At 70.7% G+C, this 22,503-nt stretch carries 23 protein-coding genes and 1 pseudogene; 13 read left to right on the top strand and 11 right to left on the bottom strand.

The features are described 5' to 3' along the window. Positions 1-183 precede the first annotated feature (183 nt). The 6 genes from PS467_RS16850 to PS467_RS16825 all read left to right on the top strand — a co-directional run bounded on the left by PS467_RS16850 (position 184) and on the right by PS467_RS16825 (position 6,214). Positions 184-1,635 carry an MFS transporter gene (locus PS467_RS16850; RefSeq protein ID WP_311035984.1) on the top strand — a complete coding sequence of 484 codons (1,452 nt, stop codon included), beginning with the start codon at positions 184-186 and terminating at the stop codon, positions 1,633-1,635. 41 nt (positions 1,636-1,676) lie between these two features. After that, positions 1,677-1,874 carry an Arc family DNA-binding protein gene (locus tag PS467_RS16845; RefSeq protein ID WP_311039883.1) on the top strand — a complete coding sequence of 66 codons (198 nt, stop codon included), beginning with the start codon at positions 1,677-1,679 and terminating at the stop codon, positions 1,872-1,874. After that, on the top strand, positions 1,875-2,258 hold the full coding sequence (locus PS467_RS16840; RefSeq protein WP_311035983.1) for a type II toxin-antitoxin system death-on-curing family toxin: 384 nt from the start codon (positions 1,875-1,877) through the stop codon (positions 2,256-2,258). It abuts the gene before it with no gap. Positions 2,259-2,369: 111 nt separating this feature from the next. Continuing rightward, positions 2,370-4,166: a DEAD/DEAH box helicase gene (locus tag PS467_RS16835; protein ID WP_311035982.1), complete on the top strand. Its 1,797-nt coding sequence runs from the start codon at positions 2,370-2,372 to the stop codon at positions 4,164-4,166. A gap of 353 nt (positions 4,167-4,519) precedes the next feature. Further along, entirely contained in the window at positions 4,520-5,161 is a 642-nt protein-coding gene (locus PS467_RS16830; RefSeq protein WP_311035981.1) for an IclR family transcriptional regulator, read from the top strand. A 267-nt stretch (positions 5,162-5,428) separates the two neighbouring features. Further along, positions 5,429-6,214, top strand: coding sequence for a S16 family serine protease (locus PS467_RS16825; RefSeq protein WP_311035980.1), 786 nt, complete (start codon positions 5,429-5,431; stop codon positions 6,212-6,214). On the opposite strand, the gene PS467_RS16820 is transcribed toward PS467_RS16825, so the two are convergent. From PS467_RS16820 to PS467_RS16805, 4 genes are all read right to left on the bottom strand, one after another. Beyond that, a complete protein-coding gene (locus PS467_RS16820; protein WP_311035979.1) occupies positions 6,153-7,502 on the bottom strand; it encodes an MFS transporter in 1,350 nt (449 codons plus the stop codon). The two genes, PS467_RS16825 and PS467_RS16820, sit on opposite strands and share 62 nt — an antisense overlap. 1 nt (position 7,503) lies before the next feature. Next, positions 7,504-7,722 (bottom strand): hypothetical protein, encoded by a 219-nt coding sequence (locus PS467_RS16815; protein ID WP_311035978.1) that lies wholly within the window; start codon positions 7,720-7,722, stop codon positions 7,504-7,506. A gap of 22 nt (positions 7,723-7,744) precedes the next feature. Beyond that, positions 7,745-8,341 (bottom strand): ArsR/SmtB family transcription factor, encoded by a 597-nt coding sequence (locus PS467_RS16810; protein WP_311035977.1) that lies wholly within the window; start codon positions 8,339-8,341, stop codon positions 7,745-7,747. 69 nt (positions 8,342-8,410) lie between these two features. Next, entirely contained in the window at positions 8,411-8,878 is a 468-nt protein-coding gene (locus tag PS467_RS16805) for an Lrp/AsnC family transcriptional regulator (protein WP_311035976.1), read from the bottom strand. A 134-nt stretch (positions 8,879-9,012) separates the two neighbouring features. On the opposite strand from PS467_RS16805, the gene hppD reads away from it, so the two are divergent. The 3 genes from hppD to PS467_RS16790 all read left to right on the top strand — a co-directional run bounded on the left by hppD (position 9,013) and on the right by PS467_RS16790 (position 12,906). After that, a complete protein-coding gene (gene hppD, locus PS467_RS16800) occupies positions 9,013-10,161 on the top strand; it encodes a 4-hydroxyphenylpyruvate dioxygenase (RefSeq protein ID WP_311035975.1) in 1,149 nt (382 codons plus the stop codon). Between the two features lie 205 nt (positions 10,162-10,366). Beyond that, positions 10,367-11,401 (top strand): phage baseplate protein, encoded by a 1,035-nt coding sequence (locus PS467_RS16795; RefSeq protein WP_311035974.1) that lies wholly within the window; start codon positions 10,367-10,369, stop codon positions 11,399-11,401. Between the two features lie 137 nt (positions 11,402-11,538). Then, positions 11,539-12,906, top strand: coding sequence for an FAD-binding oxidoreductase (locus PS467_RS16790; protein ID WP_311035973.1), 1,368 nt, complete (start codon positions 11,539-11,541; stop codon positions 12,904-12,906). A gap of 67 nt (positions 12,907-12,973) precedes the next feature. Here the strand turns inward: PS467_RS16790 and PS467_RS16785 are convergent, their stop codons facing one another. Both PS467_RS16785 and PS467_RS16780 read right to left on the bottom strand, forming a co-directional pair. Next, the gene (locus PS467_RS16785) at positions 12,974-13,753 is read right to left on the bottom strand and encodes a hypothetical protein (protein ID WP_311035972.1); all 780 of its coding nucleotides are present in this window, start codon (positions 13,751-13,753) and stop codon (positions 12,974-12,976) included. Beyond that, positions 13,753-14,610 (bottom strand): annotated as a pseudogene (locus tag PS467_RS16780) (ATP-binding protein); the annotation flags it as partial. The gene PS467_RS16785 and the pseudogene PS467_RS16780, both read right to left, overlap by 1 nt. Positions 14,611-14,820: 210 nt before the next feature. Between PS467_RS16780 and PS467_RS16775 the strand changes: the two are divergent. Next, complete coding sequence (locus PS467_RS16775) at positions 14,821-16,224, top strand: NsdA family TPR-like regulatory protein (protein WP_311035971.1); 1,404 nt, start codon at positions 14,821-14,823, stop codon at positions 16,222-16,224. Between the two features lie 10 nt (positions 16,225-16,234). Further along, a complete protein-coding gene (locus tag PS467_RS16770) occupies positions 16,235-16,708 on the top strand; it encodes a hypothetical protein (RefSeq protein WP_311035970.1) in 474 nt (157 codons plus the stop codon). Between the two features lie 130 nt (positions 16,709-16,838). Here PS467_RS16770 and PS467_RS16765 read toward each other — a convergent pair whose 3' ends face one another. Further along, positions 16,839-17,888 (bottom strand): NAD(P)-dependent alcohol dehydrogenase, encoded by a 1,050-nt coding sequence (locus tag PS467_RS16765; RefSeq protein WP_311035969.1) that lies wholly within the window; start codon positions 17,886-17,888, stop codon positions 16,839-16,841. Position 17,889: 1 nt separating this feature from the next. Continuing rightward, entirely contained in the window at positions 17,890-18,882 is a 993-nt protein-coding gene (locus tag PS467_RS16760; RefSeq protein WP_311035968.1) for a helix-turn-helix transcriptional regulator, read from the bottom strand. A 201-nt stretch (positions 18,883-19,083) separates the two neighbouring features. Between PS467_RS16760 and PS467_RS16755 the strand changes: the two genes are divergently transcribed. Beyond that, positions 19,084-19,317, top strand: a complete 234-nt coding sequence (locus tag PS467_RS16755; protein WP_311035967.1) for a hypothetical protein — start codon at positions 19,084-19,086, stop codon at positions 19,315-19,317. Between the two features lie 7 nt (positions 19,318-19,324). Here the strand turns inward: PS467_RS16755 and PS467_RS16750 are convergent, their stop codons facing one another. From PS467_RS16750 to PS467_RS16740, 3 genes are read right to left on the bottom strand one after another with little or no spacing between them, the layout of a single operon-like run. Then, a complete protein-coding gene (locus tag PS467_RS16750) occupies positions 19,325-20,233 on the bottom strand; it encodes an alpha/beta hydrolase family protein (protein WP_311035966.1) in 909 nt (302 codons plus the stop codon). A 1-nt stretch (position 20,234) separates the two neighbouring features. Beyond that, entirely contained in the window at positions 20,235-20,993 is a 759-nt protein-coding gene (locus tag PS467_RS16745) for an SDR family NAD(P)-dependent oxidoreductase (protein ID WP_311035965.1), read from the bottom strand. Beyond that, a complete protein-coding gene (locus PS467_RS16740) occupies positions 20,983-21,399 on the bottom strand; it encodes an ester cyclase (RefSeq protein WP_311035964.1) in 417 nt (138 codons plus the stop codon). Before PS467_RS16740 ends, PS467_RS16745 begins: the two co-directional genes overlap by 11 nt. Positions 21,400-21,470: 71 nt before the next feature. Between PS467_RS16740 and PS467_RS16735 the strand changes: the two genes are divergently transcribed. Continuing rightward, positions 21,471-22,331, top strand: coding sequence for a LysR family transcriptional regulator (locus tag PS467_RS16735; protein ID WP_311035963.1), 861 nt, complete (start codon positions 21,471-21,473; stop codon positions 22,329-22,331). Positions 22,332-22,503: the final 172 nt, after the last annotated feature.

Genomic DNA, 22,503 nt, shown 5'->3' with positions numbered 1-22,503 from the left:
CCCCGCGCCTGCCGCGCAAGCCGTGCCTACCGGGTAAGCCGTGCCCCACGCCCGCCGCGACGCCGTGCCCGCCGCGACGCCGTGCCCGCCGCCCGAGGGTCCAGGGTGCCTAGGGCCAACGGCCGAGCGCGGTTCCGTCCCGCGACAGGTGTGACCTGCCCGAACGCCACTTACCCTGACGCCATGACCCCTCGCGACTCCCATGACGCCGACGCTGTCGTCGCCGACCCCGTCGTCACGGACGCCGCCCTGCCCCCGGCGGCCGGTGGCGACACCATCCTGGGGCGGCGCTATCGCGCCCTGACCCTGGGCATCGTCACCGTCGTCTCCCTCATCGCCTTCGAGGCGAGCGCGGTGAACACCGCGATGCCGGTCGCGGCCCGTGCGCTGGACGGGGTCGAGCTCTACGCGTACGCCTTCACCGCGTACTTCACCGCGAGCCTGTTCGCGATGACGCTGTCGGGGGAGTGGTGCGACCGCAACGGGCCGTCGGCGCCGCTGTTCACCGGGATCGCGGCGTTGGGCGCCGGGCTGCTGCTGTCCGGTTCGGCGCAGCGGATGTGGATGTTCGTGGGCGGGCGCGCGGTGCAGGGTATCGGCGGCGGGCTGGTGATCGTCGCGCTGTACGTGGTGGTCGGCCGGGCCTATCCGCGGCGGCTCCAGCCCGCCGTGCTGGCGTCCTTCTCCGCCGCCTGGGTGCTGCCGGTCATCGTCGGCCCGCTCGCCGCCGGGACGGTCACCGAACAGGCCGGCTGGCGCTGGGTGTTCCTCGCCATCCCGGTGCTGGTGCTGCCGCCGCTCGCGGTGATGCTGCCCGCGCTGCGCGCCCTGCCCCCGGGCGAGCGTTCCCCGGGCATGAACCGCCGCCGCATCCTCCTCGCGCTCGCCGTCGCGACCGGCGCCGGGCTGCTCCAGTACGCGGGCCAGGACCTCTCCTGGCTCTCCCTCGTCCCGGCCGCCGCCGGTCTCGCCCTGCTCGTCCCGTGCGTCCTGCGGCTGCTCCCGGCGGGCACCTTCCGCGCCGCCCGCGGGCTGCCGTCGGTGATCCTGCTGCGCGGGGTGGCGGCGGGGGCCTTCGTGGGCGCGGAGAGCTTCGTGCCGCTGATGCTGGTGACCCAGCGTGGCCTGTCCGCGACCGTCGCCGGTCTCTCCCTCACCGGCGGCGGGCTCACCTGGGCCCTGGGCTCCTGGACCCAGAGCCGCCCCCGCCTGGAGCCGTACCGGGAACGGATGATGGGGCTCGGCATGCTCCTCATCGCCGCGTCCATCGCGGCGGTGCCCCTGGCCCTCGCCGACTCCGTGCCGGCCTGGGCGGTGGCCGTGGCCTGGGTGTTCGGCGGCTACGGGATGGGGCTGGTCATCTCCAGCGGGAGCGTGCTGCTGCTGAAGCTCTCCCGTCCGGAGGACGCGGGCAGCAACTCCGCCTCCCTCCAGGTCTCCGACGCGCTCGGCAACATCGCCCTGGTCGGCCTCAGCGGTGTGCTCTTCGTGTCCTTCGGCGGCGGCTCGATCACCGCCACCGGCCCCACGACCTCCCACCACCCGGCCGCCTTCGGCGCGGTCTACGCGGCGATGGCGGCGGTGGCGGTGGTGGGGGCTTGGGTGACGACGCGGTTGCGACCCGTAACCGAGTAGTACCATTGTGGCCCCAATAGTGGTACCGTTCTGGTATGGCTATGAATCTCCGTCTGCGCGACGACCAGCAAGAGGCGCTCAAGCAGCGGGCCGAGGAGGAGGGCCGCAGTATGCACGCCATAGTGCTTCAGGCGATCGACCGGTATCTGGAGCAGGAGGCGGACCGGGAGTCGGTCCGGCGCCTGGGGGCGAAGTACGCGGCACGCCACGCGGACCTTCTGCGGAGGCTGGGGGAGTAAGTGAAGTACCTGACGGTCCAGGAAGTGCTGGACCTGGCGGAAATCGCCTGTGGGGGGCAGCAGATCGCGGTACGTGATCTGGGGTTGCTGAGTTCGGCGGTGCATCGCCCGCAGTCGCAGATGTTCGGCATAGAGGCGTACGCCGAGCTCTTCGAGAAGGCCGCCGCGCTGCTCCAGTCGCTCGCCGTCAACCACCCACTGGTGGACGGCAACAAACGGATGGCGTGGATGTGCACGGTGGTCTTCCTCGACCTCAACGGCACCGAGATGCTCGACGTCGACCAGGACGAGGCCTACAAGCTGGTGGTCGGCGTGGCCTCGGGCGCGATCGAGGACGTCGGGGAGATCGCGGCCGGATTGCGGAGGCTGCACGAGGCGATGTGACCCTGGTCCCACCCTTGGGTGGGACCAGGCCGTCCCCCGGAGGTGCAGCGAGCGCACCGATAGGCTGACGCGGTTCCCGACCGACCTCGCCGAGCCAGCCCGACGGAGACCGTGAGTACTACTGCCGCCTCCACCAGCCATCACCTCTCGCCCGCCTTCCCCGGCCGGGCCCCCTGGGGTACCGCGAGCAAGCTGCGCGCCTGGCAGCAGGGCGCACTGGACAAGTACATCCAGGAGCAGCCGCGCGACTTCCTCGCGGTCGCGACCCCCGGCGCCGGAAAGACCACCTTCGCGCTGACCCTCGCCTCCTGGCTGCTGCACCACCACGTCGTCCAGCAGGTGACGGTCGTCGCGCCGACCGAGCACCTGAAGAAGCAGTGGGCGGAGGCCGCCGCCCGGATCGGCATCAAGCTGGACCCGGAGTACAGCGCGGGGCCGCTGGGCCGGGAGTACCACGGGGTGGCCGTGACCTACGCGGGTGTCGGCGTGCGGCCCATGCTGCACCGCAACCGGATCGAGCAGCGCAAGACGCTCGTCATCCTCGACGAGATCCACCACGCCGGTGACTCCCGCTCCTGGGGCGAGGCGTGTCTGGAGGCGTTCGAGCCGGCCACCCGGCGGCTCGCGCTCACCGGCACCCCGTTCCGGTCCGACACCAACCCCATCCCCTTCGTCACCTACGAAGAGGGCAACGACGGCATCCGGCGCTCCTCCGCCGACTACACCTACGGCTACGGCAACGCGCTCGCCGACGGTGTGGTGCGCCCCGTCATCTTCCTCTCCTACAGCGGCAACATGCGCTGGCGTACCAAGGCGGGCGATGAGATCGCGGCCCGGCTGGGCGAGCCGATGACCAAGGACGCCGTCTCCCAGGCGTGGCGCACCGCGCTCGATCCGCGCGGCGACTGGATGCCGAACGTGCTGCGCGCCGCGGACCAGCGGCTGACCGAGGTCCGCAAGGGCATCCCGGACGCGGGCGCCCTGGTCATCGCCTCCGACCAGGACTCGGCCCGTGCGTACGCCAAGCTGATCCGGGAGATCACCGGCACCAAGGCCACCCTGGTGCTCTCCGACGAGAGCGCGGCCTCGCAGCGGATCGAGGACTTCAGCCAGTCCGACGACCGCTGGATGGTCGCGGTCCGCATGGTGTCGGAGGGCGTGGACGTGCCCCGGCTGGCGGTCGGGGTGTACGCCACCACCATCTCCACGCCGCTCTTCTTCGCCCAGGCCGTCGGCCGTTTCGTACGGTCACGGCGGCGCGGCGAGACCGCGTCCGTCTTCCTGCCCACCATCCCGATGCTGCTCGGCTTCGCCAATGAGATGGAGGTCGAGCGCGACCACGTCCTGGACAAGCCGAAGAAGGACGGCGAGGAGGAGAACCCGTACGCGGAGGAGGAAAAGCTCCTCGAGGAGGCCGAGAAGCAGCAGGACGAGGACACCGGAGAACAGGACCAGCTGCCCTTCGAGGCGCTGGAGTCGGACGCGGTCTTCGACCGGGTGCTGTACGACGGTGCCGAGTTCGGGATGCAGGCGCATCCGGGCAGCGAGGAGGAGCAGGACTACCTCGGCATCCCGGGGCTCCTGGAACCCGATCAGGTGCAGATGCTGCTCCAGCGGCGGCAGGCCAAGCAGATCGCGCACAGCCGGAAGAAGCCGGACACGGAGGCGGATCTGCTGGAGCTCCCGGCGGAGCGGCGGCCGGTGGTCACCCACAAGGAGCTGCTGGAGCTGCGCAAACAGCTCAACTCGCTGGTCGGCGCGTACGTCCACCAGAGCGGTAAACCGCACGGCGTGATCCACACCGAGCTGCGCCGGGTCTGCGGCGGCCCGCCGAGCGCGGAGGCGACGGCCGGGCAGATCCGCGAGCGGATCAAAAAGGTCCAGGAGTGGGCGACGCGGATGCGCTGAAGCGGGCGCGCCGGAGGCGGGAAGCGGGCGCGGGGCGGTCGGCCCCGTGCAACCCCCTTTCTAAAAATTTCATGAGCCGGTCACACGTTCGCATTCCACACCGGGACGGAACGGGGCGATCCGGCCTGCCCATGTGTCGTTCCCTTTGCCAGAACTGCTCGGATTCTGGACGGACCCTTCCGCTAAACGGACCGGCTCGCTAGCGTTCGGGCACGCACACGCCCCGTGGCAGCGCTGCCGCGGAGCGCAGCCGGTGCGTAACCACCGTGACCGGCGGCCACCTCGCGCGCCGTCGTCGGGACCGGCGGGGCACCTCACGGAGAGCCGCCACTCATCACCGAGGAGGGGGCGTCGTGACCGCGGAGACCTCTCAGACGCTCGACCGGGGACTGCGCGTCCTGAAACTACTCGCCGACACCGACCACGGGCTGACCGTGACCGAGCTGTCCAACAAGCTCGGCGTCAACCGCACCGTGGTCTACCGCCTGCTGGCCACCCTCGAACAGCACTCCCTCGTCCGCCGCGACATCGGCGGGCGGGCCCGCGTCGGGCTCGGGGTACTGCAACTCGGCCGCCAGGTGCATCCCCTCGTACGGGAGGCGGCGCTGCCCGCGCTGCGCTCCCTCGCCGAGGACGTCGGCGCGACCGCCCACCTCACCCTGGTCGACGGAAACGAGGCCCTCGCCGTCGCGGTCGTCGAGCCGACCTGGACCGACTACCACGTCGCCTACCGGGCCGGATTCCGGCATCCGCTCGACCGGGGCGCCGCCGGGCACGCGATCCTCGCCGCCCGCGCCGGCCGCCACGACGACCCCGGGTACGCCCTCACCCACGGCGAACTGGAGGCGGGCGCGAGCGGCGCGGCCGCCCCGCTCGTCGGGGTGACGGGGATAGAGGGCAGCGTCGGCGTCGTGATGCTCTGCGACTCGGTGCCGGAGCGGATCGGGCCGCGGGTGGTGGACGCGGCCCGGGAGGTCGCGGACGCCCTGCGGTGACGCCGCGCCGGCGGTCACCGGAGCCCCCGTCGGCGGTCGGCGCGGGCGGTCACCGGGGCCTCGCGCCGGCGGTCGGCGCGGGCCGTACGGGGGAGCATGCCCGCCCGCTGCCCGAGTGCCCGCCCACTGCCCGCGTGCCCGCGTGATCGGTCGGGCCGCCGCACCGGGTGGCCGGGCGCCATGAGCAGAGCCGGCCCCGCCGCCCGCGAGGGGCCCACGGGCCGGGGTGGCGCCGCATCCACCCCGGCGGTCAACTAGATTCGCACCATGCCTGCCGTCTCCCCCCGCGCCCGCCTCCTCGCGCTCTGCTCCGCACCCGTGCTCGCCCTGCTCGCGGCGGCCGTGTTCGCCCCGCTGCCGTTCACCGTGGCCCAGCCCGGTTCGACCGTGAACGTCCTCGGCGCCGACCGGGGCAAGCAGGTGATCAGCGTCGCCGGGACCGACACCCGCAAGACCACCGGGCAGCTGCGGATGGTGACGATCCTGGCGACCGGCCCGGACGCCACCGTGCGGCTGAAGGACGTGGTCAGCGGCTGGTTCGACACCGACCGGGCGGTCATGCCGCGGGACGCGGTCTACGTCGGCGGCACCACCGAGGAGATCGAGCGGCACAACGCGAAGGAGATGCGGGAGTCCCAGTCCTCGGCCACCAGCGCCGCGCTCGGCTACCTCCACCGCTCGCCGCGCGATGTCAAGGTCACCCTGCGCCTCGCCGACGTCGGCGGCCCGAGCGCCGGGCTGCTCTTCTCCCTCGGCATCATCGACAAGCTGGACGGCGACGGCCGCGGCGGCGATCTCACCGGCGGCCGGACGATCGCGGGCACCGGCACCATCGACGCCCAGGGCAAGGTCGGGGCCGTGGGCGGGGTCCCGCTCAAGACACAGGCCGCCAGGCGAGACGGCGCCACGGTCTTCCTGGTGCCCAAGGACGAATGCGCGGACGCCACGGCCGAACTGCCCAAGGGGCTGCGGCTGATCCCCGTCACCACCCTCAAGGGTGCGGTGACGGCTCTGCGGGCGCTGCGGTCGGGCGGATCGGTTCCGCACTGCTGAGCGGCACCGCCGCCCCCTCGTCCATACCGCGCCAGGCGGGGAAGACCAGCGGGCTGAGCGTGGTGAGGAAGTAGGCCCCGCCGGTCACCAGGAAGGCGGCGGTCAGCCCCACCCCCTCCACCAGCCCGCCGGCCGCGAGCCCGCCCAGCGGCATCACCACCCACACCCCCGCGGTGAGCGCCCCCGAGACCCGGCTGCGCAGCTCATCGGGGACCGCCTCGTAGGTCACCGTGGTCAGGATCGGGTTGAGCACCCCCGCCGCGAGCCCGCTGACCGCCATCGTCACGGCGAGCGGGGACACGCCGGGGACGCACGCGGCGACCAGGAAGCGCGGCAGCCCGCACAGCAGGAAGCTCACCGCGAAGACCGTCCGGCGCGGAAAGCGGTCGCCCACCGCCCCGTACAGCAGCGCCCCCGCCAGCGCACCGCCGCCGAACAGCGCCGTGAGCAGCCCCAGCTGCACCGAACCGCCCAGGTGGCGCTCGGCGTGGACGGGCAGCAGTACGGAGGACAGGCCCTGGTCGAGGCCGTTGGTGACCATGACCATCAGCACGATGGCCAGGAGCAGCCGGTGGCGCAGCAGAAAGCGGTACCCCTCGCGCAGCTCCGCGCGGTAGGCGCGGGCGGACACCGGTACGACGGGCCTGCGCGGCGCGGCGGCGGGCAGTCCGCGCAGCCCCGCCATGATCAGCAGCGCGGACGCCGCGAACGTCGCCGCGTCCAGCAGCAGTACGGAGGGCGGGCCGAGCAGCGCGATCAGCAGCCCGCCGAGCGCCGCGCCCAGCATCCGCGCCCCGCGCGAGGCCCCGTCGTAGAAGCTGGCCGCGCGGCTGAGGGTGGTACCCGCCCGCTCGGCGAGCGAGGGCACCAGCACCTGGCGGGCGGTCTCGCCCGGCGCGTGCAGCAGCCCGGAGAACGCCATCAGCGCGCACAGCTGCCAGAACCGCAGCAGCCCGGCGAAGTGCAGCACCGGAATCGCGGCGACGGCCACCCCGCACAGCGAGTCGGACGCGACGGAGACCCGCCGCCGGCCGATCCGGTCGATGACCGGCCCGCCGACGACGGCCGAGACGACCACCGGCAGCGTCGCGCAGAACGACACGAACCCGGCCTTGGCCGCGCTGCCCGTGGTCTCCAGCACGAACCACGGCACGGCGATCAGGGTGAGCGAATTGCCCGCGATGGAGACGGTGTTCGCGGCGAGGACGAGGAGCAGCGGTCTTCGGCCGCCGCCTCCGCCCCCTATATCGCCTCTGTCGCCTACGTCACCTCTGCCGTCGGAGCCCATGTCAGTGGTCGAACCGGGCGGCCAGACCGGACCGCGGCAGCCGCGGCGTGGCCAGCCGCAGCCCGACCTCCACCAGCGTCCAGCCGAGCCGGGTGCGCAGCACCCGGGCGCGGGCGGGGCGGCTGCGGGGGCGGGGCGCCCGGCCCGCCGCGCGTACTTCGTCGCGGAGGCGCTCGGCGCGTATGCGGTGGAGCCACAGATATATGTCGTCGCCGTACATGTGCGGTCCCCCCAGGGATCGGTCAGTCCTCGTCGCGCGGGAAGGCGTGCAGGTGGACGCGGTACGGGGCGGAGCCCTCGGTGTCCCGGCCCACTTCCTTCTCGCGGTAGCTCTCGATCACTTCGTGCAGCTTGTCGCGCATCTCGCGGGCGAGTTCAGGGGTGAGACGCATGTGGAAGTCGCTGATGTCCGAGGCAGCCCGCCACTCCTCGGACCAGCCGTGCAGGGTGCCCAGAAAGGTGGACACCTCCTGCGTGTGGGTGGTGGCCCACTCGTGCAGCAGGGTGTTCACCGCCCCCCGTACCGCCGGGTCGGGATGGGCCAGGTACTCGTCAGCGCGCACCCGCGTGCCCCTGTGCACCGCCTTCCACCACCGCTCCCGCCCCTTGCCCCGCTCCGGGTCGTCCTTGACGAAGCCATGGGTGGCCAGCTGCCGCAGATGGTAGCTGGTGGCGCCGCTGGACTCGCCCAATCGGTCGGCCAGTTGGGACGCGGTGGCCGGTCCGTACTCGCGCAGCGCGCCGAGCAGGCGCATCCGCAGCGGATGCGCGAGCCCGCGCAGGGAGCGGGGGTCGAGCACCCGGAGGTCGTCGGGTGCGGGCTGCTCGTCCTTTTCCATGTGCGGCAGCGTAAGCGTGCAAAGATTCCGTTGCAAGGCTTTCTTTGCAACGGAATCTTTGCATCCGGTTCAGTCCCGCGCCGCCTGTCGCACCAGCGGGATGATCCGCAGCGGGACCGCGTTCTCCATCACGATCGTCGTCGAGGCCCGGACGATCCCCTCGAACCCCACGACCAGGTCGATCACCCGTTGCAGATCGGCGTTGGAGCGGGCGACCAGTCGGCAGAGCATGTCGCCGTGGCCCGTGGTGGTGTGGAGTTCCAGGACCTCCGGGACGGTCGTCAGATGTGCCCGTACGTCCTGTCCCTGCCCCTGTTTGATCTCCAGCGTGGCGAACGCGGTGACCGGATAGCCGAGCGCCGCCGGGTCCACGTCGGGGCCGAAGCCGCGGATCATCCCCTGGGCCCTGAGCCGGTCCAGCCGGGCCTGGGCCGTGCCGCGGGCGACGCCGAGGCGGCGTGATGCCTCCAGGACGCCGATGCGCGGCTCCTCGGCGAGCAGTTCGATGAGGCGGGCGTCGAGCCCGTCGATCGCCATGAGGTCTCCCTGATCGCTGTGATGCTGGTCACTCTGCACAGAATGCGCTGCCGAAGGGCGATCCGGCTATACAGGCTGACCAGCGTTTTCGAGAAGTGTTGCGCACCTTGAGTGATGGCGGGACGCTTCGGAGTATGACTGAGACGACAGAAATGCTGCAGCAGGGGGACGCACGGCACGCGGACCCGTTCCCTGTGAAGGGGATGGACGCGGTCGTCTTCGCCGTCGGCAACGCCAAGCAGGCCGCGCACTACTACTCCACCGCCTTCGGCATGACGCTGGTCGCCTACTCAGGACCGGAGAACGGCAGCCGGGAGACGGCCAGTTACGTCCTCGTCTCGGGCGGCGCCCGCTTCGTGTTCACCTCCGTCATCAAACCGGTGAGCGCCTGGGGCCGCTTCCTGGCCGAGCATGTCGCCGAGCACGGCGACGGGGTGATCGACCTGGCGGTGGAGGTGCCGGACGCGCGGGCCGCGTACGCGTACGCCGTCGAGCACGGCGCCACCGGTATCGAGGAGCCGCACGAGGTCAAGGACGAGCACGGCACGGTGGTGCTGGCCTCGATCCGTACCTACGGCGACACCCGCCACACCCTCGTCGAGCGCACCGGCTACGACGGCCCGTACCTGCCCGGCTTCGCCGAGGCCGAGCCGATCGTGGCCCCGCCGGCGCGGCGGAACTTCCAGGCGATCGACCACTGCGTGGGCAATGTGGAGCTCGGCCGGATGGACGAGTGGGTGGGCTTCTACAACGACGTCATGGGCTTCACCAACATGAAGGAGTTCGTGGGCGACGACATCGCCACCGAGTACTCCGCGCTGATGTCGAAGGTCGTGGCGGACGGCACCCGCAAGGTGAAGTTCCCGCTCAACGAGCCCGCGGCCGGCAAGAAGAAGTCGCAGATCGACGAGTACCTGGAGTTCTACGGCGGGCCCGGCGTCCAGCACATCGCGCTCGCCACCAACGACATCGTCGCCACGGTGCGGGCGATGCGCGCGGCCGGAGTGCGGTTCCTGGACACCCCGGACTCGTACTACGACACCCTGGGGGAGTGGGTCGGCGACACCCGCGTCCCGGTGGAGACCCTCCGCGAGCTGAAGATCCTCGCCGACCGGGACGAGGACGGCTATCTGCTCCAGATCTTCACCAAGCCGGTCCAGGACCGGCCGACCGTCTTCTTCGAGCTCATCGAGCGGCACGGCTCCATGGGCTTCGGCAAGGGCAACTTCAAGGCGCTGTTCGAGGCGATCGAGCGCGAGCAGGCCAAGCGCGGCAACCTCTGAGTACGCGCGGCAACCTCTGAACACGACGGGTGGGCGGGCCGTGGGGGTCCGCCCACCCGCTCGTACCCCTGTCCGCCCGTGCCGCGCATGCGTCCACCGGTGCCAGAAGGCGAACCCCTGAATGGGAGCGCTCTCTCACCGTCTACACTCTCGGCGATCCGTTCACTCCAACACGGCGTGTTCGCATGGGAGTTGTTGAGTATCAATGCACACGGACAAGATGGACAAGTACGCCGCGGGCCGTTTGACCAGGCGTAAGTTCACCATCGGCGGGGGAGCCGCCGCGGCCGGGGCACTCGGCGTGGCCTTCGCCGCCCGCGCGGGGGCCGTCACCGTGGCGGGGGGCCGGTTCGATCTGTCGGTGCCCTCCACCCAGCTGATCCGCGAGACGACCCCGCACAACTCCACCGTGCTCCAGTCCTTCGCGTTCGACGACGTCAACGGGCACCTCTACACCGTCCAGCTGATGCAGGGCGGTATCCGGCTCAGCGGGGAATCCGCCCCCGTCTCCGGCGCCGACCGCGCCGCCCGCGGCGATCTGTGCGTCACCAAACTGTCCCTCGCCGGCGCGGAGCTCGGCTCCATGTACCTCAAGGGGTTCGGGCACGGCGTCGCCATGGGCTGTGAGCCGGTCGGCGCCACGGCCTATCTGTGGACCGAGTCGGACGCCAACCCCGACTCCGGCTACGGCCGCGCCATCAGCCGGTTCAAGTTCGCCGACGGCACGGTGCTGTCGTCCGGTTCGTCCTCGCTGGTCGAACACCGCCCCGTGGCGGGCTCCACCAGCAACCAGCCCGCCGTCGACATGCTCAACCGCCGCCTGCTGCTGCGCTACCGCCTCGACGGCGAGGTCCGCTACCGGCTGATGAGCCTGTCCGGGGTCAGCGCGGGCGACTACACCGCCCTGTACGACATACCCCAGGTGGGTATCGAGGACGGCGAGGTCTTCCAGGGCTTCACGCTCCTCGGCGACTACGCGTACCAGCTGACCGGCACCGCCTACACCGACGAGGACGGCGCCAACCCGCCCTCCGGCCACGGCAACACCTACGTCTCCTGCGTCGACCTGCGCACCGGCGAACTCGTCCAGCGCTCCCGCACCGAGGCCGCCTACTCGCTCGGCTACCGCGAGCCCGAGGGCATGGCGGTCCAGCTGTCCAGCCCCCGCCGGCTGTGCATGGGCTTCGCCTCGGGCGCCGCCGGCGACCGTAAGGTCAGCGTCTACTACAAGGCGCAGTGACCAAGGCGCAGGTTCACCGTCGGCGGGCGAGCCGCCACGCGCGGTGCCGCCCGCCACGTGCGGTCCGCGCATCCCCGCCGTCATCCGTCCGGTGCAGCGATCTTCCCCGGGCGCTGCCCGGGTGCGAATCTGGAGGCATGACGGACCTCATCGAGCTGCTGCGGGAGGGCCTCCCCGCGGAGGCGGTGCTGACCGACCCCGATGTGACCGGGGCCTACGCCCACGACATGGCGAGCTTCTGCGAGGCGGGCGCGCCCGCCGTGGTCGTCCTCCCGCGCACCGTCGAGCAGGTGCGGCACGTCTGTCGCACCGCCACCGCGCTGCGCGTCCCGGTCGTGCCCCAGGGCGCGCGCACCGGTCTGTCGGGCGCGGCCAACGCGTCCGACGGCTGCATCGTGCTGTCCCTGGTCAAGATGGACCGGATTCTGGAGATCAACCCGGTCGACCGGATCGCGGTGGTCGAACCGGGCGTGATCAACGCCGACCTCTCCCGTGCGGTGCTGGAGAAGGGGCTGTACTACCCGCCGGACCCCTCCAGCTGGGAGCAGTGCACCATCGGGGGCAACATCGGCACCGCGTCCGGCGGGCTGTGCTGCGTGAAGTACGGCGTCACCGCCGAGTACGTCCTCGGGCTCGATGTGGTCCTCGCCGACGGCCGGCTGCTGAGGACCGGCCGCCGCACCGCCAAGGGCGTCGCGGGCTACGACCTGACCCGGCTCTTCGTCGGCTCCGAGGGCAGCCTCGGCATCGTGGTCGGCGCGGTCCTCGCCCTCAAGCCCGCCCCGCCCGAACAGCTGGTCCTCGCCGCCGAGTTCCCCTCCACCACGTCCGCCTGCGACGCCATCTGCCGGATCATGGAACGTGGCCACACCCCCGCACTGCTGGAGCTGATGGACCGCACCAGCGTCCGCGCGGTCAACACGATGGGGAACATGGGCCTCCCGGAGTCCACCGAGGCCCTGCTGATGGCGGCCTTCGACACCCCGGACCCGGCCGCCGACCTCGCCGCCGTCGCCGAGCTGTGCACGGCGGCCGGCGCCACGGAGGTGGTCCCGGCCGAGGACGCCGCCGAGTCCGACATGCTGCTCCAGGCCCGCCGGATGACGCTTCCGGCGCTGGAGGCGGTCAAGGGCGTCACCATGATCGACGACGTCTGTGTGCCCCGCTCCCGGCTCGCCGAGATGATCGACGGTACGGCCGCCATCGCCGCGAAGTACGGCCTCACCGTCGGCGTCGTCGCCCACGCCGGGGACGGCAACACCCATCCCACGGTGTGCTTCGACGCGAGCGACCCCGACGAGTCCCGCCGCGCCCGGGAGTCCTTCGACGAGATCATGGCGCTGGGCCTGGAGCTGGGCGGCACCATCACCGGTGAGCACGGCGTGGGCGTCCTCAAACGGGAGTGGCTGGCACGCGAACTGGGCCCGGTGGGGGTGGAGTTGCAGCGCGGTATCAAGCAGGTCTTCGATCCACTGGGCCTGCTCAACCCCGGCAAGCTGTTCTGACGGCGGCCCTGGGAGGTCCCCGCCTCAGGGCAAGCCCTCTGCGCGACGGTGTCCCATGGGGTGCCTTTCATGCTCGCCCGGCTCCTGAGCGGGGGAGACTCCATCGGGTTCCGTCGGGGATGTGCCAGACGTAAGCGCTTCCGTCCGCTTCACGGGCGTACCCGAACCGGTCCTGCGACGGGCGGCCGACGTCGTTCCACCAACGCCAAGCCGTCTCGGCCTGCTGCCAGAGTCCGGCGTCGCCGCCGTAGGTGACGGTGCCGGTGTTGGCGCCGGTCAGGGGTGTGCGGGCCCATGAGCCATCGGGCTGCTGAATCTGGATGGCGATGGTGCCTGTGGTGTCGTCGACGTGGTAGACGAATTCCGCCTCGGGCAGGTGGAAGGCGAGCAACAGGCGGAAGGGGTAGTTACCGCGAATGTTCTCGGCAGTGACCACCGTGGGTCGGGTTTCCGTTTCCGGCGCCCGCTCAGGTCGCGGGGGTGGGGCGTAGGTGCGTGCGCCGGTGCGGGCCGCCATGAACCGGCCGGCGGTGGTGGTGAAGTGGCCGAGGGCGCGCTGTTGCTCGTCGACGGCGAGGCGGACGAGGCCGCCCTCGATACCGAGGGCGACGTCGGCGACCAGGATGGTTCCGGGCTTGCTCTGGTCGATCCACGCTTGGGGGATGGCGGGCACGGAACAGGTGGCGATGATCCGGTCGAACGTGTCCCCGGTGGGGTAGCCCTGCGTTCCGTCGCCCGGGATGAGCTGGGGGGTGCGTCCGACGTCGGTGAGGCGCTGCCGTGCGGCTCGACGAGGGCGGGGTCGACGTCGACGGAGTGCACGAGGTGTTCCCCGAGGCGTGCGCATAACAGGGCGGCGTTGTAGCCGGTGCCGGTGCCGATTTCGAGAATCCGGTGTCCATCTTCGACGTTGAGATCTTCGAGCATGCCGGCCATGAGGCTTGGCAGAGTGCTGGACGAGGTCGGGACGCCGGTCCATGCCGTCTCGTCGACCTGCTCGGCGGTGGCCGGGTCGAGGGCGGTCACGAGCGTCTGGTCGCGGTAGACGGCGGCGAGGGTGTCCTCGGCGGTGGTGGCGCGGTGCTCGCGCCAGACGGTGATGCCCTTGTCGCCGGTCTCCTGCTCGAACCACTGGGGGACGAACATGTGACGGGGGACATTGGCGAACGCTTCGGCCCATGGGCGGGTGCGGATGGCGCCGGCCCGAGTGAGTTCGTCGCAGAGGGCCGCCATGTAGGGGCGGGCCCGGTCCAGGGCAGGGGCGTTCATGTGGAGGGGGGCCGCCTTCATCTCGGCCCAGCAGCGCTTACGGTTCGGCCGCCGTGCGGGGCCCAACAGGTCGTAGCCCCACCGGTCGGCAAGAACGTCGACCAGGACCAGGCCCCGCCCGTCGGTGTCGTCACCGCCGGGGGTGCGCAGCGTCGGCACTCGGGACGGGGCCATGTCCACGACCGCCAGGTACAGCCGGTCATCCGCCGGGCGGTCCACGATCACGCGCAGGCTGTGCCCCCGGGCGTGGTTCACGGCGTTGGTGACGAGTTCGGACATCGCCAGCGCGGCGGTTTCCGCCGTCTCGTCGCCGAGACCCCACGCGGCGCACGCCGCGCGGACCAGGCCGCGCGCCACGGACACCGTCTCTTTCGTGCGCGGGTGGGTCTCGCTGTAGCCCTGGTATCCCGTCGCGCGGACTCTGCTTGCCGTCATCGTCATCGATCACGCCTTGGTCAGGGGGCGGGGAAAAGCCGCGCCGGTCCTTCTTGGGGATTGGGGTGAAGAAACCGGTACGACCGTCAACCGGCCGCCCGATCTCGATCACCGAACGGCCGGTAATCACTCAACTCCAGTGCGTGCATCGGGGTAAGGGAGCAGAGTGGAGGCACGGTTGAACTGGTTGAACACAGCTCGGGGGTGGGAATGGCACGACGACTACGCACGCCGAACAGGGCTCTCGCGGGCCTGATGCAGACGGAGGGGATCGGAAACGCGCAGCTGGCGCGGCGCACCAACGCCGTCGGAAAAGAACTCGGGGTCACGCTGCATTACGACAAGTCGAGCGTGTCGCAGTGGCTCGCCGGCAGTACGCCGAAGCCGCAGGCACGGCCCGCGATCCTCGAAGCGCTCTCCCGACTCGCCGGGCGGTCGGTAACGTCCGCCGAAGTCGGCTGGGGGGACGATCCGGCCGAAGAGCGCGATGCTGTTTCGGGAGTGATGGCGCTGAGCCGAGCAGATATGGACCCGTCCCGCCGCAGCGTGCTGACCGCGGCTATGTACGGGGCCACGCTGGTGGTCCCCACATACGACGAGCTGGCCGGGGAGCCGGACCAGCGTGTGAAGCACGCCGGCGCGGGGGGCCTTCTTCGTATCGGTATGAGCGACGTTGAGACCGTGACCAAGATGACGGACAAGGTCGCCGAGATCCTGGACGAGATCGGCGCTGGTCACGCTCGGCCGATGGCGGCGGCGTTCATCACGAACACCATCGGCGCCTATCTGCGCGCTGACGCCTCGGAGAAGGTGCGCAAGGCCATGCTCGCGGCCGTCTCGGACTTCGTGTACCTCACGGGCTGGATGGCGATGTACGAGATGAAGCAAGGGCTTGGGCAGAAGTACTACCTGCGCGCGCTCGATCTCGCGGCGAGTGGCGAGGACCACGTCACCTACTGCCGGACCCTGCGAGGCATGTCCTTGCAGGCGTCCCACCTCGGCTACGGGCCGAAGGCGTTGGAGCTTGCGGACGCGGCAGCGGAGGCCGCGCCCGCATCTGGGCCGCGTCTGGTGGCGTTCCTGCGCGGACAGCAGGCCGCCGCGGCGGCGATGACCGGCGACCGGAACACCGCTGTGACGCGCTTGCGTGAGACGGAGGCCGCGCTGGCTCAGGCGGACAACCGGCGGGATGCCGTGGGCGGGTACGACGAAGCCGCCTTCCACTTCCATGAGGCGCACGTCAGGTGGTCACTCAAGGACGGGCCGGGCAGCATCAAGGCCCTGCGCCGCTCCAACGCCGCCCGCAGCCTCCAAGAACGTCAGGGGCGAGTGCACTGCCTTGGGGTGATCGCTCAACGGCAGATGGCCATGCGGCACGTCGAGGCAGCCTGTGCCACCTGGAACGAGTTCCTCGACGAGTACCAGATGATCAGCTCTGCGCGGGGGGATGAGCACCTGCGGAACCTGCGCACCGGCCTCAAGCCGTATGCGTCGTTGCCGGTTGTGCGCAGCGTCACCGAACGGACGCGCGCCATGCGCCGGTCGCTGACCACCAGCTCACCGCCCAAGGTGGTGCGCGAGTTCGACGAGCGGTCGCACGGGGTCCATCTGTAGGAGGACGGACATGCGGGTGGGGATCACCGGTCACCGCGGACTGAGCACAGAGGTGGAGGAGCGCGTGCGGGCGCTCCTGGCCGATGCGGTGAGCGGGTACGACGCGGCGGAGCTGGTGGCGGTCTCGTGCATCGCGGACGGCCCCGACGCATGGTTTGCCGAAGCCGTGCTGTCCGCCGGCGGGCGCCTTGAGATCGTCGTCCCGGCCACCGAGTACCGCGACAGCCTGCCGGAGTGGCATCACTCCACGTACGACGCGCTGATGTCCCGCGCGAGCGACGTGCACGAGACCGGCATGACCGCCTCCGACGCCGAGGCGCATATGACGGGCTCTGAAATCCTCGTCGGGCTCGCTGACGAGGTGGTTGCCGTATGGGACGGGAAACCGGCATGGGGACACGGCGGCACGGCGGACGTCGTGGCGTACGCCGAGCGGACCGGCGTCCCCGTCCGGGTGCTGTGGCCGGAGGGTGCCTCACGCTGACCGGGACTCTGCGCACAACACAACGCCCTGGGACGGTGAGGATACGGCGAGGCCGCCCGGACCCGGGGGTGGTCCGGACGGCCTCGGCTTGGGGGTCGGCCTTTGCGGCCGAGTCGCCTTCAGCGGCCGATCACGCCTTCAGCGAGGCGATGTCGATCACGAAGCGGTACCGCACATCGCTGCCCACGACACGGTCGTAGGCCTCGTTGATCTGGTCGCCGTTGATCAGCTCGATCTCCGCGCCCAGACCGTGCTGGGCGCAGAAGTCCAGCATCTCCTGGGTCTGCCGGATGCCGCCGATCTTCGAGCCCGCCATCGACTTGCGGCCCATGATCAGCGAGAACTGGTTGAAGGCGCTGGCGTTCTCCGGCGCGCCCACGTGCACCAGGGTGCCGTCCAGCTTCAGCAGCGACAGGTAGTTGTCCAGCGGGAGGTTCGCCGAGGTGGTGTTGACGATCAGGTCGAACGTGCCGGCCAGCTCGGTGAAGGTCGCCTCGTCGCTGGTGGCGTAGAAGTGGTCGGCGCCCAGCCGCAGCCCGTCGTCCTTCTTGCGGAGCGACTGGCTCAGCACGGTCACCTCGGCACCCATCGCGTGGGCGATCTTCACGCCCATGTGGCCGAGACCGCCGAGGCCGACGATGGCGACCTTCTTGCCGGGGCCGGCGTTCCAGTGGGCCAGCGGGGAGTACAGGGTGATCCCGGCGCACAGCAGCGGGGCCGCGACGTCCAGCGAGATCCCCTCGGGGATGCGCAGCACGTAGTTCTCGTCGACCACGACGTGGGTGCTGTAGCCGCCGTAGGTGGGGGAGCCGTCGTACTCCTGGCCGTTGTACGTCTGCACCTCCCCCTTGAGGCAGTACTGCTCCTCGCCCGCGAGGCAGTTCTCGCACTCGCGGCAGGAGTCGACGAAGCAGCCCACGCCGACCCGGTCGCCCACGGCGTACTTGGTCACACCCGGGCCGACCTCGGTGACCACACCGGCGATCTCGTGGCCGGGCACCATCGGGAAGAGGGCGGAGCCCCACTCCTCGCGGGCCTGGTGGATGTCGGAGTGACAGATACCGGCGTAGGCGATCTCGATCAGCACATCGTGCTCGCGCAGCGCGCGGCGCTCGATGGTGGTCTTCTCCAGCGGGGCCTTCGGAGCGGGGGCTGCGTAGGCGGTGACGCTGGTGGTCATATCAGTTGTCTCCATGGGGGGAACGAGGGGAACGGGATGAAGGGGACGAAGGGTGCGAGGAGGGGGAAGCGTCGCGGGACGATCCCCCCGATGGACGCGCTTGCGAAGGGGGTGGCGCGGCGGGAGGCGCGGAGGCGCTCGTGGGGGGAGTCGCGGTCCAGCTCGCCAGCAGCCGCAGGGCCGCCTCGGAGGGAGAGCCGGGCTCGACCGTGTAGATGCACAGCGCCTGGTCGGGATCGCCGGGAACGGTCACGTTCTCGTACGCCAGCGTCATGTCCCCGACCACCGGATGGTGGTAGAGCTTGACGCCGTGGGTCTTCTCCCGCACGTTGTGGTCCGCCCACCACTTGCGGAACTCCGGGCTCTTGATGGTGAGCTCGCCCACCAGCTCGGTCAGCCGGGGGTCGTCGGGATGGCGCCCCGCCTCCAGCCGGAGGGAGGCCACCATCTCCGCCGCCACCGTCTCCCACTCCGGCCACAGCTCGCGGGCCGCCTCGTCGAGGAACATGAAACGGGCCATGTTCCGCTCGTGGTACGGGAGCGCCTCGAAGTCGATGATCAGCGCGCGGGCCAGCCGGTTGGAGGCGAGCACATCGCCCCTGCGTCCGAGGACGAAGGCCGGTGAGACCCCCTCCAGTGTCCGCAGCAGCGCATGCACCCCCTGCCGCACCCGCTGGGGGCGGGGCGGCCGGCGGCGCACCGTACGACGGGGGCGCGGCCGGGCCAGCTCGAAGAGGTACGCGCGTTCGGTCTCGTCCAGCCGCAGCGCACGGGCCACCGCGTCCAGCACCGCCTCCGACACATTGAGGTGGCGGCCCTGTTCCAGACGCGTGTAGTAGTCCGTGCTGACCCCGGCCAGCTGCGCCAGCTCCTCGCGGCGCAGCCCCGGCACCCGACGTGGGCTGTCGCTGCTCGCGCTGACGCCCGCGTCCTCGGGGCTCAGCCGCGCCCTGCGAGTCCGCAGGAACTCACTGAGCTCGGTGTTGCGGTCCATGGCTTCCAGTATTGGCAACGGAAACGGCACCCGAGCGTGCCAAAGTAGGTCTGCTGGACCTAGGCCGGGCGGGACCAGGCGGACCGTCGCCGCTCGGACGGCTTCGTGGCGCCCGCACGCAACGCGACGCGACGCGGCGATTTCCGTGATGTCGGTGCTGGGCTGTGGTCGAGCAATTACTTCGCGTGAGGCGGGCGGCGTGTGCCTCGCCGTTGCCGAGGCCGGAAAGGCAGGTGGCTGAACTGGATCGAGTCCGAGTTCGCGGCCCTGCGCTACTTCGCACTCAACGGCACCGACCACCGCAGCCACGACGAACAGAACGCCGCCATCAACGCCTACATCCGCTGGCGAAACGCACGCGCCGAACCGAAGACCAACTTCGCCCCCGACTCACCCATCCGCACCTGGACCCATTACCCGGCCAAGGCTGCGTGACAAGCCACTAGCCTATGTGGCCGGCAAGCCACTCCAGAATGCGGTCCGGGTCTTTCTGGAAGTGCAGGTATCCGTCCCAGCGGCGCGTGGTGCCGTAGATCCAGAACAGCTCCTTCGGCACGTCCGAGGGGATGGCGTCGAACATGGACTGGACATCGGCCGGCCGCGTCATGAGGTCGTCGTGGACCTGGTAGACGAGCGTCGGCACCCGGACGCTGCCGGCCGCGCCGGTCTCGACCGGGGACATCTCGTCGAGGCCGAAGCCGGTGCGGAGTCTGATCAGCCGGTCCAGCTCCTCCATCCGCTCGGCCGGGATGCAGCGCCGCTCGAGCGTTCGCTCCAGAACCGCGCGCGGCGACAGCGGCTGGCACGCGACCAGGCAGCAGACGTCCGTGAACTCCTGCGGGGCCCGCTGCATCGCGAACAGCGTGGCGTCGGCGCCCAGGCAGCGGCTGAACAGCGCGATCCGCGCCCCGCGCAGGTCAGGACGCGACCGCGCATACCGCAGGGACCCAACGACGTCGCGCGACTCGAATCTGCCGCTGGTGGTCACGCCACCGTTGGCGGCGCCGCTGAGGCCGAAGTTGCGCAGGTCGTAGGCGAGGACGTGGTAGCCGGCGGCGTGCAGGAGCGCGATGTCCGGCACGAAGTCGACCTCGATGTCATTGCCGGTCTCGCCGTGGACCGACCGCCAGGGCTCCAGATGGGACGGCAGCCCCGAACGGCTGAAGAAGCGCGGATGGTTGACGATCACGATTCGGTCGGAGCCGGGGGCCGGCACGAACCAGCCTTCGAGGGGAACCCCGTCCTCGGAGGGGAACGTGACGTCCTCGAAGTCCAGCCCGTGCTCGGCGGGGGAGTGCAGCACGGGCGAGCGTGGCGAGGTGCTGAAACGGTCGGCGATGGCTTCGAGCATGTCAGGCTCCCGTACGTGTCATGCCGCCGTCGACGTGCAGGATCTGGCCGGTGATGAAGTCGGCGTCGTCGGATACCAGGAAGCCCAGGGCGTTACCGAGGTCCGCCGCGACCGACTGGCGCTTGATGGTCTGCAGGGCCGTCACACGGGCGAACACCTCGTCGGTTGTCGGGCCGTTGGGCCGGGCCCGGCCCAGGAAGCCCTGGGTCGCCACCAGGCCGGGTGCGATCGCGTTCACCGTGATGCCGCTGTCACCGAGTTCGTTGGCGAGCGCCCGGGTCAGCACGTGCACGGTGCCCTTGCTGGTCATGTACGCGAGGTCGCGGTTCTGGGTCAGGGTGATGCCCGAGCCGGTATTGACGATGCGCCCCCACCCTGCGGCCCGCATCCCCGGCGCGAACGCCCGAGCGAAGAGCAGGATCGACTCGACGTTGACCGCCTGCACCTTGCGCCACAGCTCGATCGACAGGTGCTCCAGGTCGGTGAAGGGGAAGATGCCGGCATTGTTGACGAGGATGTCGCAGCGCCCGTACCGGTCGAGGACCGTGCGGGTCACGGCGTCGACTTGCGACGGCTCACTGATATCGCACACCAGTCCCAGCTTGTCGCCGCCGCCCGTCAGCTCGCTCACGGCGTCCACCGGGTCGTCGATGTCGACGGCGACCACGTGCGCGCCGTCCGCGGCGAGCCGCCGGCAGTATGCGTATCCGATGCCCCGGGCCGCCCCAGTCACCACCGCCGTCTTTCCGTCAAGCGCCACGGGTGAACTCCAGTCCGATCTGGGTGGCGATCGAAAAGTAGTCCTCCAGGTGCCAGGTCCGCACGATGCGGCCGTCGACCACCTGGTGGAAGTCGGCCGCCCGGAACTCGACCTCGCGGCCGGTGCCCTCGACGCCGAGCAGCTCGCCGGTGTGCTTCCCGCGGCTGACCGCCCGCACTGCGACCATGTCCCGGTTCACGACGACGTGCTCGATCTCGACGGTCAGGTCACTGAACACACCACGAAGGTGAGCAATGCTCGCCTTCCATCCCTCTGGGCCGCCCCCGGCGCGCAGGGCCGGGTCGGCATCCCAGCCGGCGGCGAGGGCCTCATCGACCAGCGCGCTGTCACCGGTGGAGAGTGCCTCGTAGAAACGCCGGACCGCGATTTCATTGTCGTTTGCCATGGATCTCACGGTAGGGACGCAGACTCTCGGTCATCAAAGACCTGTTCCGGAACACGTCATACCATTCAGGCATGACAGATCTCGACATTCGGCTGGTGCGCTACTTCACCACCGTCGCGTCACATCTGCACTACGGCCGAGCCGCGGCCGAGCTGCACATCGCGCAGCCGTCGCTGAGCCGGCAGATCAGCCAGCTCGAGGCCCAGGTGGGTGCGCGGCTTTTCGACCGGACGCGACAAGGCACGCGGCTCACCGAAGCGGGAGAGGCCTTCCTCCCTCACGCACGCGCCCTGGTGCGCTCGGCCCGGCAGGCCACGGCCGCCGCCCGGGCCGCCGCGCGGCCTACCCGGATCACCGTCGGCTACACCGCGGGCCTGATCGTCACCCCGGTGGTGCGGAATCTGCGGCACAAACACCCCGACGCCGATGTACGCACGCTGCACCTGAAGTGGAACGAGCCGCGCCAGGCCCTGCTCGACCGGCGGGTCGACGCGGCGATCACCCGGCTGCCGCTGCAGACCGACGGCCTGGACGTGACGGTCCTCTACGACGAGCCGAAGATGCTGCTCGTACCGGTCGGGCACCGGCTGGCGGGCAAGGAGTCGGTCACGCTCGACGACATCGAGGGCGAGCCGATCCCCCGCTTCCCGGATCCGGAATGGGACGCGTACTGGCGCATCGACCCGCGGCCGGGAGGCCGCCCCGCACCCGACGGACCCTCGGTCGAGACCATCGAGGACAAGCTGGAATACATAGCCGCCGGGCAGGCCGTGGCCATCATCCCGGCCGCCCTGCACACCGGCGGCACCCGACCCGACCTCACCACCATCCCGCTACACGGCGTCGAACCGAGCCACATCGTCGTGGCAACCCGGGCCGCGGACAGCAGCCGACTGGTGGCGGCGTTCCGCATGTCGGCCGTGACTGCCTAAGCGGTTGATCACCTCAGAGGCTTATTGATCCGCTGCAGCTTGCGGCCTTCCTCCATACTCACCGGCCGGACGAACACACTCGCTCGACGTCCCACGACCACCTCCAAGATCAGGTCCTGAAGCCAGTCTGCTGACCGGCGGAAGGCACGTCGATTGTCCGGTCAACGATGTG

The sequence above is a fragment of the Streptomyces luomodiensis genome (genome assembly GCF_031679605.1).
In the GTDB taxonomy this organism is placed as follows: Bacteria; Actinomycetota; Actinomycetes; order Streptomycetales; family Streptomycetaceae; genus Streptomyces; species Streptomyces luomodiensis.
Note: the sequence above shows the minus strand (reverse complement) of the source record. Positions and strands in the feature narration are given on the sequence as shown.

Coding starts and splice junctions, on each gene's coding strand:
- PS467_RS16845 (WP_311039883.1), top strand. CDS start 1,677: ATGAATCTCCGTCTGCGCGACGACCAGCAAGAGGCGCTCAAGCAGCGG.
- PS467_RS16815 (WP_311035978.1), bottom strand. CDS start 7,722: ATGTACGGCGACGACATATATCTGTGGCTCCACCGCATACGCGCCGAG.
- PS467_RS16750 (WP_311035966.1), bottom strand. CDS start 20,233: ATGCTCGAAGCCATCGCCGACCGTTTCAGCACCTCGCCACGCTCGCCC.
- PS467_RS16795 (WP_311035974.1), top strand. CDS start 10,367: ATGCACACGGACAAGATGGACAAGTACGCCGCGGGCCGTTTGACCAGG.
- PS467_RS16775 (WP_311035971.1), top strand. CDS start 14,821: ATGGCACGACGACTACGCACGCCGAACAGGGCTCTCGCGGGCCTGATG.
- PS467_RS16820 (WP_311035979.1), bottom strand. CDS start 7,502: ATGGGCTCCGACGGCAGAGGTGACGTAGGCGACAGAGGCGATATAGGG.
- PS467_RS16805 (WP_311035976.1), bottom strand. CDS start 8,878: ATGGCGATCGACGGGCTCGACGCCCGCCTCATCGAACTGCTCGCCGAG.
- PS467_RS16850 (WP_311035984.1), top strand. CDS start 184: ATGACCCCTCGCGACTCCCATGACGCCGACGCTGTCGTCGCCGACCCC.
- PS467_RS16770 (WP_311035970.1), top strand. CDS start 16,235: ATGCGGGTGGGGATCACCGGTCACCGCGGACTGAGCACAGAGGTGGAG.
- PS467_RS16790 (WP_311035973.1), top strand. CDS start 11,539: ATGACGGACCTCATCGAGCTGCTGCGGGAGGGCCTCCCCGCGGAGGCG.
- PS467_RS16740 (WP_311035964.1), bottom strand. CDS start 21,399: ATGGCAAACGACAATGAAATCGCGGTCCGGCGTTTCTACGAGGCACTC.
- PS467_RS16760 (WP_311035968.1), bottom strand. CDS start 18,882: ATGGACCGCAACACCGAGCTCAGTGAGTTCCTGCGGACTCGCAGGGCG.
- PS467_RS16765 (WP_311035969.1), bottom strand. CDS start 17,888: ATGACCACCAGCGTCACCGCCTACGCAGCCCCCGCTCCGAAGGCCCCG.
- PS467_RS16735 (WP_311035963.1), top strand. CDS start 21,471: ATGACAGATCTCGACATTCGGCTGGTGCGCTACTTCACCACCGTCGCG.
- hppD (WP_311035975.1), top strand. CDS start 9,013: ATGACTGAGACGACAGAAATGCTGCAGCAGGGGGACGCACGGCACGCG.
- PS467_RS16810 (WP_311035977.1), bottom strand. CDS start 8,341: ATGGAAAAGGACGAGCAGCCCGCACCCGACGACCTCCGGGTGCTCGAC.
- PS467_RS16825 (WP_311035980.1), top strand. CDS start 5,429: ATGCCTGCCGTCTCCCCCCGCGCCCGCCTCCTCGCGCTCTGCTCCGCA.
- PS467_RS16785 (WP_311035972.1), bottom strand. CDS start 13,753: ATGCGCACGCCTCGGGGAACACCTCGTGCACTCCGTCGACGTCGACCC.